The organism is Paenibacillus sp. FSL H8-0315 (assembly GCF_038005365.1).
Classification (GTDB): domain Bacteria; phylum Bacillota; class Bacilli; order Paenibacillales; family Paenibacillaceae; genus Paenibacillus_AQ; species Paenibacillus_AQ odorifer.
Map to the genome: position 1 here is coordinate 91,347 of NZ_JBBOTA010000001.1, position 14,070 is coordinate 105,416.

The window sequence follows — 14,070 nt, forward strand, 5'->3', positions numbered from 1 at the left end:
TAGCTGTAAATTGCTATTCTTTCCAAACACTCATAGGGTCCCATGGCTTGATCTGATTGTCATATTTTCCAGCCAAAAAAGCTTTCATGTCTTCCAGCTTAGCAGGCACCTCGTTCCAAATTGGAAAGGGTGGTAACCCTCGTTTGCTTTTCAATAGGATATCCACTGTAACATACAAGCGTTCTGGCTGAATCCAATGAAGGAAGCGGGAAATATCCATTTGCTTGGTCAGAGACAAGGAATCGATTTCGTCATTGTAATGCTTGTTGAACTCGCTGATCAGGTTCAAGAGGTAGTCTCTCTGTTCCTTCACGAAATCCAAACCGCAAATGGCGCCATGCCCTGGAACAACGATTTCGGGTTTAATTTCATCAATAATGCGATCAAGCACTTTAACCCAATTGAGGGTTCCTTCTTCGCTGTATGCCGTACAACCATTAAACACGACATCGCCAGCGAACAGCACTTTTTCTTTTGGCATCCACAACAGCAAGTCACTATCAGAGTGGGCTGGAGCTACGCTGTAAATCATAACTTCCGTATCGCCAAGACGGATGTTGATATCATCCTTTATCTCAATATTCGGGAGCACCCATTCTACGCCTTCCAGGTCGAATCCTTCAAATTCCGCTGCAAAAAATCGCTCGCCCGGAGTCGATTCCGTAGAATCCTTTCCTCTTCTGATGACGCTGTCCATCCAGGTGATATTTTCGGTGAGACGCTCTCTGGAGGCTTCCTTGTGCATAATAATGCAAGCATCTTCAAACACTTTGTTTCCCCAGGCATGGTCGCTGTTATAGTGCGAGTTCACCACATATGCGGGAGAGCCGCCGTTGCTTACTTCCATAAAAGCCTCTCTCATTTCCCGCGCATGGAACAAATCGAAGAACGTGTCATACACCAGCCCTTCACCCTTGTTGATGAACCCGGCATTGGCCCAACTGATCCCGCGATACGGCGAAATACCGGCAAAAACGCCATCTGCGACTTCAATAAATTTAACGCGAGGTTTTTGGATAATACGTCCATACTTCATGAAAATTCTCCTTTTTCGTATATGTTTTTGGGGTAAGGCATACTGACTATGGCTTTATTATAGAGAACGGAAAACATAAATGCAAGCATGTACTTGCATGCATTTATGCTGTGCGATATGATAGTAACAGAACAACATCACACTACATGTATGGAGGCGCTGCAACATGAAGCTAGTAACCTTTCAAACCAAAATATCCCAGGAACCTTTGTTTGGGCTTGTAATTAACGAGAAATTTGTCGTGTCTTTTGCCGCAATCATGAAAAAGCAGGGAACATTCGTTGACAGTCTTGAAAGTATGGACAGCTATCTTCATTATTTGCCGGCAAGTTATGATGCCGCTAAGGAATTGATGCAATATGCTGTCGAACAGTCGCATCAATTTAATGAAAATGAAATCTGCCCGATTGTAACGGTAAAACTGCTGCCGCCAGTTCCAAATCCGGCTGCGCTTATCGATTTCGGGCTGACGCCAAGACATCTGAGAAATGCTGGCGGAAATCTGCTGCAAAGAGAATATACAGGGCCGGAAAGAGAAGAGCTTAAACAAAAAATCGCTGAAAAATTCCAGCAAGATCCGAATAAAGTAACTTTCAGTTATTACAAATGTAACCATAATGCATTAATTGGCGATGGAGATACGATTCATTGGCCTTCGTACTCTTCCTACCTGGATATTGAGCCGGAGCTGGCCTTTGTTACAGGGATGGAGAACTGCATTGCAGGTTATGTTATTTTTAATGACAGTACTGTCCGCGATGTGCAATGGCCGGATTTCCAGGGGCTGACCGGACCGACGCGCTGCAAAGATTTTGATCGCAGCAAAGGCATAGGGCCATTTCTGGTTACGCCGGATGAAATCGACAATCCGCTGGTACTGGATGTGAATGTATGCATCGGGGAGAGACTGCACTGGAAGGGGAGCACATCCGAGTATTCTGCACACCCTGCAAAAGTGATGGAGGAGGTTCTCAAAGTTTTCACGCCGCTCCCGGGCACGATTATAGGAATGGGGACGATACCGGATTGCTGCGCAATCGAGACCGAAGAATGGCTGTTGCCCTCTGACCGAATCCAGATTACATTTGATAAATTAGGCACGCTCACGCAATTGGTGCCTGATCATGTCAAGATTACGGAACCAAGCCGCTGGGAAAAAAGAAGCGATTTGCCTTAAAAAACGTTTATCAAAATGATGAACCCCGACCCTGCTGCATATGCAGAACTTGTAGTAGAATAGGATTAACATATGCAAAAGGAGAACTACAATGCAAACTTCAGACAGAATCATTGAAGCCGCGACACAGCTCATCAAAAAGAATGGCTATCGAGGAGTAAGCACCAAAGCCATTGCAACGGAAGCTAAAGTCAATGAATCTACGATTTTTCGGCAATTTGGAAGCAAGCAAGGCATATTGGAAGCCATCATTGAAAGACATTCGGATATTCCGCAATTTGAGAAGCTGTTAAAAGAGGAAGCGACCGATAATCCGGAAGTCGATCTGCTGAATGTAAGTCAGCAGTACCGTTTGTTTTTCCATAAAAATGCTGACATCATTTTGATTGGCATCCGCGACAAAGGAATGCTTCCCGAATTAGACAGAGTGCTCGCCGATCCGCCGGCGAAGCTTCACTCCTTGCTGGTTGAATATTTTGAACGATTGCAGAAGAAAAAAGTTATCGCCAGACAGGATGAGCGTCTTGTCGCAATGTCTTTTCTCTCGATGTGCTACGGATTTCAGATGAGCGAGCTGATTCACCGGCAATATCAATCCCAATTCGTCACCGAGGAAGAGTTCTACAAGCATAGTGTCTCATTGTTTGTTAAAGGAATTTTAGCCCAGTCATAAGCATTATTGATTTATATATTGGGAAGTCTAATCTTACGTGAACAGGGATGGAGGATGCCTTTTTTGCTCATGAATGTAGTTTTTAGTAATGGAAAATAAAATACGTGGATGCATTATATAGAAACTGACCATTAATTAAGCCCAATTTTTTTAGGGGCTTTTTTTATTTGGGAACTCAGGATTGTATTTAGTCTATACCCAAACTTTCGAGTCAGAGTTATTGTACGAGCTTTAATGCAAGACAATCATGCCTATTGTATTGGAATTATCCAGGGCTGTACTTACTTAATATCTTATAAGAAATTCTTGAAATTACAGAAATTTATCCAGTAGGGGGATGCTATTATACAAATACAAATAAAGACGAGGTGATGATATGCAAGCAAAATTGGCAGCGGACGCCATTCCCCTCCCCAAAAAGCGGAACTCATGGATAAGGACGATAAAAAAGTATAAAGTGATGTACGCTCTCTTGTTCCCGGCATTAGTTTACTTTGCCGTATTCAAATACATTCCTATGGCGGGAATCATTATTGCCTTTAAAAACTATAATCTGGCTTTGGGACTATGGGATAGCCCATGGGTGGGATTTAGAAATTTTACAGATTTTATGAACGGCGTTTATTTCTGGGACATCATGAGAAATACGATTATCATATCCCTGTATAAGCTGTTGTTCGGTTTCTCAGCTCCTATCATACTTGCTTTGCTGCTCAATGAAGTTTATACCCAATGGTTTAAGAAAATCGTACAAACGATCACTTATTTACCCCACTTTCTATCATGGGTCATTGTTTATGGAATGATGGTGGCATTATTAGCCCCAGGGGATGGTCTTTTTAACATGATCTTGAAGGAAACTGGAGTTGAACCCATCTCATTCCTAACGGAACCTGCCTGGGGTAGACTGCTGATCATCTTATCTGAAATATGGAAGGATATTGGATGGGGAGCGATATTGTACCTTGCAGCATTAGCAGGAATCGATCCAAGCTTATATGAAGCGGCTAGAATTGATGGCGCTTCCAAGTGGAGACAGCTATGGCATGTAACACTTCCCGGCATTCGAGGCGTGATGATTCTGATGCTGATCCTTAAATTAAGCCATATTCTGGATGCTGGTTTTGACCAAATATTCATGTTTGCCAACAGCTTTAATCAGGAGAAGATCGACATTATAGACACATGGGTATACCGTGAAGGGCTCGAGCGACTTAAGATTGGCTTGGCTACTGCTGTGGGATTATTTAAAGCGGTCATCGGATTTGTTTTAGTGTTGGCAGCGAATAAGCTCGCCAAAAAATTCGATGGGCAAATTTGGTGAGGTGGTTATCAAAATGATCAATTTGACAATCGGAGAAAAGGTCTGGCAAGCATTCGTTTATTTTATTCTTATTTTGCTAGCTCTACTTTGCTTACTACCCTTTCTATATGTGGTTGCTGTTTCAGTAACGCCAGAATCGGAAGTGCTAAGAAGAGGAATTGTTATTATACCAGAAACCTTTACCTTTCTAGCCTATAAAGAAGTATTCATTTCTCATGGTATTGGGCAGGCGTATAAAATCACATTGTTTCGAACGATTGTGGGCACTGCTCTCAATGTGTTCTTTACGGTAATCGCGGCATATCCGTTATCCAAAAAATATTTGCCGGGTCGCAGCCCATTTTTACTATTCATTGTCTTTACCATGATGTTTGGGGGAGGATTAATTCCGACTTATTTACTAGTCCGCTCTCTGGGATTGCTAAACAGTCCGTGGGTACTGATTATTCCAAATCTCATTAGTGCATTTAATCTGGTGATCATTAAAGGCTTTTTCGAGCAATTGCCTGCTGAAATCGAGGAATCAGCGAGGGTAGACGGTGCAAGTGAACTTCAGTCGTTATGGCGGATCATTTTACCTCTGTCCTTGCCCGTCCTTTCCACAATTTCTTTATTTTACGCAGTCGGGCATTGGAACAGTTACTTCGATGCTATTGTTTATATCAATGATTCCAACTTAATGCCGCTTCAAGTGATCTTGCGCAACATCCTGCTTAACGTCGCAACACAAAGTGCTGATTCGCTTGCCAATACCGGAGCTGTTAGTACGTTCGCTATACAAATGGCAGCAGTTGTCGTAACTACAGTTCCGATTTTGATCGTTTACCCATTTATGCAAAAGCATTTTACCAAAGGTGTGCTCTTGGGATCGGTTAAAGGTTAAAAAGATATTCCAACCTGAGTTGTTACGGGGAAACCGTGATAATATAGAAGCAAAGGAGAGGTCATTATGCAACGTAAAGCGATTACATTTGCTATTCTGACAGCAATGGTCGGTGTGGGAACAGTATTGTCAGGCTGTGGGGAACAAAAAGAGGTTACATCGACAGCTTCGGGTAATTCACAAGGCCAGTCTAGTCCCTTTGAAACCAAATTGAAAATTTCGATGTTTAACCAAGGAACTTTCAATGCTGCTGCTCCGATTCCTCCCCGTGAAGAAGATATCCAACGCCAAATGTTGGAGAAAGCAGTAAATATCGACTTGGAAATGATGATTCCTCAATCAGGGCAAGCAACGACTAAATTAAATACGCTCATTGCTGGCGGAGATATTCCAGATTTGATCTTTTTAAAGAGCCGGGCTGATCTCGCGCAATATTATGACCAAGGCGTTCTTGCGGATTTGACACCGTATCTGGATCAATTCCCTGAACTGCAGAAACGTTTTAGCAACGACTCCTGGGAGGCGATGTCCTATCAGGGAAAAACCATTGGGGTTCCAGGTTATGATAACGTAAACGGTATTAGTCGAAGCTTCTTTATCCGTAATGATTGGCTGAAAAAGCTGAATATGGAAGTGCCAACAACACCTGACGAGCTATTTGAAGTTATGAAAGCCTTTACAGAGAAAGACCCGGACGGCAATGGCAAAAATGATACGTACGGATTCATAGGCGGTATGAATAAAGAAGGCAATCTGCAAACCTATGGCTTCGATAGTTTGATGTGGATGTTTGGAGTCAATCCTCCCTCAGCCATTGATGTGAAAGACAATGAACCGGTGTTCCTGTTTACCGACCCAAAAATGAAAGAAGCGCTCGCTTATATCAATAAAATGATGGAAGCTAAAGTTGTAGATCCAGACTGGGTGACGATGAATACTCCCGATTTATTGGACCAAAAGCTATTTAAGGGTAAAGTTGGCTTTATGATAAGAGATGCCCGCAGGCTGGAACCAGATTATCAGCAAAAAATGAAAGAAATCAGTGGAGAGGTGCCGGAATGGATCGTCATTCCTCCAATGACAGGTCCTTATGGTGATCAAATTGTAGAGAGAAAATCGTTCCAAGGCAATTCATGGGCCATATCCAAGAAAGCGGATAAGGACAAAATCATTCGGATCTTGTCCATGCTGAATTATCTCTTTACGGACAAAGAAGCATATCCAAATTTTGCATACGGAATTAAAGGGATTCATTGGGATTTGGTAGACGGCAAGATCAAAAATAAAACCTCCGAATTATCAAAGGAAATGAAAGAAAAGTACTTATGGGTCGATCATTATAGAATGCCGCGTCGTGGTGATGATGCTGAGTACTTCAGCTTCCAGAATCCGAAGACGGCAGAAGCTTTTGAGAACAATCAGAAATACGTGGCGGCTACGTTGCCCGGGAATTTATTGACTGAAGACCCGAACGATTCATTGGCTGCTGACCGCCAACGTTACATTAATGAAAGCTTGGTCAAATTTATGACTGGCAAAGAACCTCTTTCGAACTGGGACAATTTCCTCAATACATTGGAAACTAAGTTTGACATGCAGAAGTATAAAGACTCAGTAATCAAGCAATTTAAAGAAGCAGGCTTAATCAAGTAAATCAAACGAAGAGAGCGGCTATAATTAGCCCCTCTCTTTATTGAAATATAAGAAAGTGTAAGTTTTACTTTATGCTTTATCCTTCTATTTTTCGAAGAAACGCTTATCGTCCTTAAAAAGGACGCCGAAGGCGTTTCTTCTTATCATATGCTATTATTTGTTTATTACAGATTTAAAAGGAAGATGATCGATGCGAAGAAGAATCAGCTTGCCTTTAAAACTATTTTTTATCGTGTTTGCATTTGTGTTAAGCTGCATAATCTTGATAAGCCAATTGTCTTATCGCTATGTCCAAAAGGAAATTAGAACCTCTGACATTTATTATACCAACCAAATACTTGATAAGATTGATCAGTATTTCACAGTTAATTTTTCCTCCTTCCAGACGATGCTGTTCTCGGTCGAGTCATCGGTGAAAGCCAACATTGACAATCCGGACGTGATTAAAAAGCAATTAAGAGAGCTCTATGAACTCAACAGTAATTACGTCAGTAATATTTATTTGATCAAAAGCGATTTATCTATTCTAGGCGGAAGTACACCTACCCGAATATTTGATGAACCTTTAGCTGAAAGAGAACCATTGTTTGATGCAGCTGACAAGAATAGAAGGATTACATTTGTCAGTGATCCTTACAAATCTAAATATTCCGGCTGGACAGTTACGATGGTCCGATATCTGAACAGTGCTCCGTTTCCTATGGCCATTGCAGTAGATTTAGATCTAAATGCCATTGAAGATACCTTGTTCAAGATTAATAAAAAAGAACAAATGAATCTGGCTCTAATCACCGCATCGGGAAAAATCATTGCCGGATTTTCGGAAAATAAAGGCCCCCTGAATGTTCAAGATCATACTTTTTCAATCGGTGAAACGTCAGCAGAAGAAATTCTGGATACTACAGAAACAAACCTTCAACTGCACACCAAGGAGGGGATTCAAGTTTCCCTTCTAAAAAAACCGACTGAAAAATTCAACTGGACCATCATCTCAATCAACGATGAATCACGCTTGAAAGCTGCTTTATCCAGATTGGAAACCTATTATATCGAGCTTCTAGCTGCTGGTTTTCTCTTAAGTCTGTTCGTTTCCTTCTTTATTGCCAAATATATAAGGAACCCGCTCTATGCACTCAAAACAAAAATGAAGCGGGTGGAGCAAGGCTCCCTCACAACTACAATATCGATTAACCGAAATGATGAGTTTGGAGATCTCTCCCGAGCATTCGATCGTATGCTGCAGCAAATTGTGGAACTGATTCGGGGAGCAGAGCTTCATAACGAACTTGAACGAAAGCTGGAAATTCAAGTGCTGCAGTCTCAAATAAACCCTCATTTTCTGTATAACACGCTTGGTTCTATCAGTAATGTCATACGACTCGGACAAATAGAGAAAGTAGATGTGGTGATCGAGTCTCTCATTTCAATATTGGAATATGGGATAGCCGACGCTTCGGAGAAGGTATCACTGCGTCAGGAATTGCAAAATGTATCAGACTATATCGCGATCCAGAACATCCGCTATAACCGAAACTTCCACTTAATCGAAAATATCGAAGCAGGGCTAATAGATTTTCCGGTTTTTCGAATGCTGTTGCAGCCCCTTGTGGAGAATAGTATCTTCCATGGTTATAACGGAGGGGGGATCGAAGGCCCTATTACTATTCATGCGTACAGGGAGGGTGGCAACGTCATCATAGAAGTAGTTGATCAGGGCGAGGGAATTCCAACTGATAAAATAAAGCATATTTTAATTTCAGAACCGGGGGATGTGGAATTGAAAAGGAAAAGAATCGGGTTAAATAATATTCATGACCGAATCAGACTTCACTACGGAGAACAGTTCGGGCTCCAAATCATAAGCATACCTAAGGAAATAACCCGGGTTCGCGCCTTATTCCCAGCAGGCTTGTTTAAAGGAGATGCATGATGATGAGAGACTACACCTGCTTCATTGTTGACGATGAAGATCTAATCATTCAGAGATTGGAATTGTTTTTTCACGAGCGCTCCCTTAGGGATAAGCGATTTCATTTAGTGGGAAAAGCGAATAATGGGCTGAAGGGGATAGAGGAGATCGTAAAGCTTAAGCCGGATATCGTAATATCTGATATCGTCATGCCGCGAATGGATGGGATTTCCATGATTGAGCAGCTAAAGCCAAAGCTTCCCCATACCCAATTCATTCTTTTGACCGCTTATTCATCCTTTGAATACGCCCAGAGAGCTATTCAAGCCAACGTATTGGAGTACATTGTTAAGGTTCCGCTCAGAGATGCGGATTTGGATCGAGCTTTAGATAAGGCAGCCGGGATTTTAAATGAAGTTAAGAAAAAAGAAGCGGAATTTCAATCTTTAAACGTATCCGTGCTTGAAAATAAATATAGAGTCCGCAAGCAATTTTTTAACGAGCTTATCAGAGGCGAAATCCCTTCTCATCGGGCATCAGATTTTGCCAATCGTATGCAGTTTCATTTCTTTCAAGCCAACTATCGCTGCTTTATTGTCGAAATGAATATGTATGAAAGTTTCCGAAATGATTATTCAGCGTCTGATCAGAACATATTGAGGTATGCGATTACAAATATAATCGAAGAAACGGTGATGAATGGTGGCAGTGGTGTAGCTGCGGATCTATCCGATAATCGGTTTATTGGCTTTCTATCCTGGGAAAATAATCGTAGTGATCTGGAAACGGAATATGATTGCCAAACATTGGGGGGGCAGATCGTCTCCCATTTGCATCAATATTTGAATCAAAGGGTATCCGTCGCTTTTGGAGGTCCACACCGAGGCTGGGAATCCATCAAACAAGCTTACACGGAAGCACAAAATGTGAGTGATGATTTCTATTATCATACAGAGAAAGTAGTAAAAACACCCATGCATCGGTTCCATTACCATAATGACAGAAAAGAAGAATTTCAGCAGAAATTGGCTGATTTTCTTGCTGGGGTGAAAAGAAAGGTTTCCAAGGAAGAGCTGGAGAAAGCATTTGCTGATCTGAACCAATTTGTTACGGACCATAAAATCCATAAGTCCATTATGGCGCCTATGTTAAGAGACTTGTACAGAGACATTATTGTGAAGTTTAAATCGGGGAACAAGTTGGCCACGGAAGTAGCAGAGTTTCCCATAGAATTTTTAGCTTTTCGGGAGCAGCTTGCCTATATTGGCGACTTTACCTTTGAATATGTGCACGCTGGCCAACTTTTGCATCGTATAGAAATCATGAGTGCTATGCGGTTTATAGAGAAAAATCTGAAACAGCGATTAACGCTCGAGGCGATTGCCGAGGAAGTGAATTTAGCTCCATCGTATTTTAGCAGCTTATTCAAAAAAACAATGAATGAAGGCGTTATCAGCTACATCAATCGTAAAAAAATCCAATTAGCTCTCGAGCTGTTAAATGTTCAGGATTATTCTATATTGGAATTGTGTGAGGAAGTAGGAATTGTGAATGAAGGTTATTTTTGCAAATTATTTAAAGAATATACGGGTGATACTCCTAAGCAATATCGGATAAAAATGACACGGTATGAATCCAATTAAGGTTGCAAAAAATGTGTGATTTTTTCGCGAAATCATGTAAAAAAAAAGGGAGCAAAAGGATTACCATGATAGAAGGATCTAATCATGGAGGTTATCAAAATGGAGCTTATTAAAGGAGATGTAACCGTCGTCGGCGGAGGTATTGCTGGGATATGCGCTGCCATTGCTGCCGCACGCCAAGGGCTGCAAGTGTCACTTATTAATGATCGACCGGTTCTTGGGGGAAATGCGAGCAGCGAGGTCAGGGTTCATATCAACGGGTCGGCATATCTCGGAAACAGTCCATCCTATTATGCACGCGAAGGAGGGTTGGTGGAAGAACTCAAGTTGAAGATTTTCCACTATAATCCGTTATACAACAAGAAGCTGATGCTTTCGCTTTCGGATACGGTCTTGTTGGATATGGTCTATGCTGAGCCTAACATTTCTCTATTTCTGAATACATGCGTGCATGAGACGGGCATGGAGGACGGCAGAATTAAATGGGTGGAAGGCCTTCAATTGGCTTCCGAAAGGAAATTCCGTTTTGAAAGCCGAACCTATATCGATTGCTCTGGAGATGGAGTTGTCGGATATCAGGCAGGTGCTCTCTTCCGATGGGGGAGAGAAGCGAAACATGAATACAAGGAAGAATTGGCTCCTGAAGTGGCGGACCATTACACCATGGGCGATACGATCCTGTTTCAAGCCCGTGACGTAGGATATTCCGTTCCATACAAAAGACCTGGCTTTGCGTATGATATTACGAAGTTGGCCTTTTTCGATAGTATCAGAAAAGGCTTAAACCATCGGGCTTTTCCAAGAAAAATCAACGGGCTTGGCGGATTGTGGTGGCTGGAATACGGCGGACATATGGATATTATCAAAAATAATGAAGATATCGCGTTGGAGCTGCGGAAATTGGTATACGGGATTTGGGATTATCTCAAAAATAGCGGTGAATTTGATGATGTAGACAATCTCATTTTGGATTATGTATGCCCGATCCCGGGAAAGCGGGAGTCGAGGCGGTTTATTGGGGATCACATGTTGTCTCAGAACGATCTCACAGCAAAGCCTCATTTCGAAGATGCTGTATCCGTCGGCGGATGGTATATGGATTTACATGCTAATAAGGGCATCTACGATGAGGGGCCGGCTACAGCTTGGAATTTCGTGCCTGGATTGTACAATATCCCTTTCCGCAGTTTATATTCACGAAATATTCCTAATCTCATGTTCGCTGGTCGCAATATAAGTGCTACCCATGTGGCTTTCGGATCTACAAGGGTTATGGCAACCTGCGGTTGTATGGGGCAGGCGGTTGGAACGGCTGCTTCGTTGTGCTCGAAATATGAGGTAGACCCCGCGGCCATAGTCGAAGCTCATATGGGGGAGCTGCAGACGCTATTGCTTCGAGACGGACAAACCATTGTAGGCCTTCAAGAGGAATTGGATCCTTACTTCGCTGACGGATTAACTATTCGTGCCTCGTCTCAGCGCAGCTATGACAATCTTCATCCAACCGAAGAGATTTCCTTGGAGAAAGGGTTATGTTTGGTCTTGCCGATTCAGACATCCGTGGCTGAAAGCGTACGGTTCAAAATTAAAAATAGCTCCAATCATTCGGAAACTCTACATGTGAAGCTTTTTGGCGGGGAATGGAAGGAAAACTACATTCCAACCAGCGAGTTGAGAGACTACCACTTGGTTATTACAGCCGGTCATGACGACTGGATTACGCTAGACTTGGACTGCAAGAAACCGGCTGACGACAAAATCTACATCATATTGGAGGGCACGGCGAGCCTTGCCATATACGGTAATGAAGAGAAATTGACAGGAGCGGTCAGCTTCCACTATAGGCCGGAAGAGCCGTCCAGGCTGAAGAAATTCAATAAGAGCATTTGCTTTAAGGACCTGGTGCCAGCTCAGAATATGTATAGTCCTGAGAATGTTGTCAATGGCTACTCCAGACCTTATGGCCAACCGAATGGCTGGATTTCTGAACATTCGGAAGGACAGGAATGGTTGGAATTCTGTTTTGCAAGCCCCAAAAATCTGGACGAAATCCATCTTGTTTTTAATTCGCAGCTGGATTTGGAGCATTTCAACGACCCGATTGAGTCCCTTATCCAAGATTATGATATGACCTTGACCTTAGAAGACGGAACCGAGAGGACAATCATAACTCGTGGAAATTATCTCACGTTGAATAAACATAAGATAGATGCGAACGGTGTAACCCGAATCCGGATTAATTTCTGCGCAACTTATGGTTTGCCTTATTTTGAAGTGTTTGCTGTGAAATTGTTTGCTCCTAAAATCGATAAATGAGGACAGGTGAAGTCACGATGAAGGAATTATTCCCTCGTAAAGGGCTCCCCAATATAATTCAAAAATTGGAAAATGGGGATACCGTAACAATCGTCTATTTCGGCGGCAGTAATACACGTTCTGAAGGCTACAGGGTTATGACGGCGGATTGGCTTCGTAAGCAATATCCTAAGGCGGATATCCGCTCTGTGAATGCAGGCATTGATGGGACAGGATCGGATTTGGGCTGTGCCCGTTTGGAGACAGATGTACTGCGTCATCGACCTGATCTAGTATTTGTTGAATTTGTCGGTAATGATGGCGGAGATCCCGAATCCAAGGCGCGGATCGAAGGGATTGTCCGTCAGATCCGCAAGCGGAGCCGGTTTACTGATATCCTGTTCGTTTATACGCTGAAGGAGCGGGATGTGGCCTTATTTCAGTCTGGAGAATACCAGAAGGGGGCTCTAATGCAAGAGGAAGTGGCCGACTATTACGGTATTCCTTCGATTCATCTGGGCGTAGCGGTCAGTCACTTGGTGTCGGAGGGAAAACTCGTTTTCACCTCAAGGGAAGACGTGTCCATTTCCGGAGCCGTTGTTTTTACACATGATTCGATCCATCCGACTATTCCCGAAGGACATCAGATTTACACGGATACGATCACCCGGTCATTTGAGAAAATTAGAGAACTTCAGGATCATCCAGGAAGGTCAGTACATCACTTACCTCAGAATCCGTTGGTCCCGGCTAATCCTTGGGAATATGCGAGCATGCTGTCATTGGATAGTCTTACCGATTTTTCCGCAGGATGGTCTTACATGACTCCCGATGATTGTGCTTTAGTACGCGAGTACAATTGGTTGTTCCCCGGCCTGTGGCGAGCAGTCGATCCTGGAGAGGCTATTACGGTGCAGTTCGAGGGAACCCATATCGGGTTATTCGATATCGGGGGGCCTGATTCTGGCAGATTGAAGGTGTCGGTGGATGGTGGGGAACCCTTTATTGTCGATCGATTCACACTACACAACGATCATAATCGTAATCAGTATGTATTCTTGCCGGAGCTCCCGAATGGGAAACATACGGTGCGCTTCGAAGTCGATACCGAAAAGACAGACAAAGCGGCTGTATTTGAGGCATGCGGCAATGAACGAAGTATTGAGCATGTTCGGCAGCATCCAGATTGGTATGATCAAACGGTGATCCAGCTTGGGAAGTTGTTATTGGTGCAGCCGCCATTATAATTAATCATAAGGTTTTCTCCAATTGAAAGACCTATATCATACTGACTGCAGTTGAGCGGCCAGTTATGATGTAGGTCTCTTTTTTAAAGGAAGACAAAGTCGTTTCTTCTTGCTTAAAATCTTATAAGAAATTCTTGAAATCAAAGAAATTTCACAGTTATGTGACATGCTATGATAAAAACGACGGAGCGGGATTAGCCAGAAGAATACGGCTAATTGCTTCTTTATGA

Annotated in this window: 10 protein-coding genes; 9 read left to right on the forward strand and 1 reads right to left on the reverse strand. The window is 42.8% G+C overall.

Going from position 1 to position 14,070, the window contains the following annotated elements; all coding sequences use genetic code 11:
- Nucleotides 1-13: 13 nt before the first annotated feature.
- Complete coding sequence (locus MHB56_RS00240) at nucleotides 14-1,036, reverse strand: MBL fold metallo-hydrolase (protein WP_341143118.1); 1,023 nt, start codon at nucleotides 1,034-1,036, stop codon at nucleotides 14-16.
- Between the two features lie 166 nt (nucleotides 1,037-1,202).
- Between MHB56_RS00240 and MHB56_RS00245 the strand changes: the two genes are divergently transcribed.
- From MHB56_RS00245 to MHB56_RS00285, 9 genes are all read left to right on the forward strand, one after another.
- Nucleotides 1,203-2,213 (forward strand): fumarylacetoacetate hydrolase family protein, encoded by a 1,011-nt coding sequence (locus MHB56_RS00245; protein ID WP_341143119.1) that lies wholly within the window; start codon nucleotides 1,203-1,205, stop codon nucleotides 2,211-2,213.
- A 91-nt stretch (nucleotides 2,214-2,304) separates the two neighbouring features.
- Nucleotides 2,305-2,886 (forward strand): TetR/AcrR family transcriptional regulator, encoded by a 582-nt coding sequence (locus MHB56_RS00250; RefSeq protein ID WP_076126541.1) that lies wholly within the window; start codon nucleotides 2,305-2,307, stop codon nucleotides 2,884-2,886.
- A 376-nt stretch (nucleotides 2,887-3,262) separates the two neighbouring features.
- The gene (locus MHB56_RS00255; RefSeq protein ID WP_036677080.1) at nucleotides 3,263-4,210 is read left to right on the forward strand and encodes an ABC transporter permease; all 948 of its coding nucleotides are present in this window, start codon (nucleotides 3,263-3,265) and stop codon (nucleotides 4,208-4,210) included.
- 13 nt (nucleotides 4,211-4,223) lie between these two features.
- Nucleotides 4,224-5,093 carry a carbohydrate ABC transporter permease gene (locus tag MHB56_RS00260; RefSeq protein ID WP_036677077.1) on the forward strand — a complete coding sequence of 290 codons (870 nt, stop codon included), beginning with the start codon at nucleotides 4,224-4,226 and terminating at the stop codon, nucleotides 5,091-5,093.
- A 66-nt stretch (nucleotides 5,094-5,159) separates the two neighbouring features.
- Nucleotides 5,160-6,746 carry an extracellular solute-binding protein gene (locus MHB56_RS00265; protein ID WP_036677074.1) on the forward strand — a complete coding sequence of 529 codons (1,587 nt, stop codon included), beginning with the start codon at nucleotides 5,160-5,162 and terminating at the stop codon, nucleotides 6,744-6,746.
- A 190-nt stretch (nucleotides 6,747-6,936) separates the two neighbouring features.
- Nucleotides 6,937-8,676: a sensor histidine kinase gene (locus MHB56_RS00270; RefSeq protein WP_341143120.1), complete on the forward strand. Its 1,740-nt coding sequence runs from the start codon at nucleotides 6,937-6,939 to the stop codon at nucleotides 8,674-8,676.
- Between the two features lie 2 nt (nucleotides 8,677-8,678).
- On the forward strand, nucleotides 8,679-10,298 hold the full coding sequence (locus tag MHB56_RS00275) for a response regulator (RefSeq protein WP_256717170.1): 1,620 nt from the start codon (nucleotides 8,679-8,681) through the stop codon (nucleotides 10,296-10,298).
- An 84-nt stretch (nucleotides 10,299-10,382) separates the two neighbouring features.
- On the forward strand, nucleotides 10,383-12,614 hold the full coding sequence (locus MHB56_RS00280) for an FAD-dependent oxidoreductase (protein WP_341143121.1): 2,232 nt from the start codon (nucleotides 10,383-10,385) through the stop codon (nucleotides 12,612-12,614).
- Nucleotides 12,615-12,631: 17 nt separating this feature from the next.
- On the forward strand, nucleotides 12,632-13,840 hold the full coding sequence (locus tag MHB56_RS00285) for an SGNH/GDSL hydrolase family protein (protein ID WP_076126551.1): 1,209 nt from the start codon (nucleotides 12,632-12,634) through the stop codon (nucleotides 13,838-13,840).
- Nucleotides 13,841-14,070 lie beyond the last annotated feature (230 nt).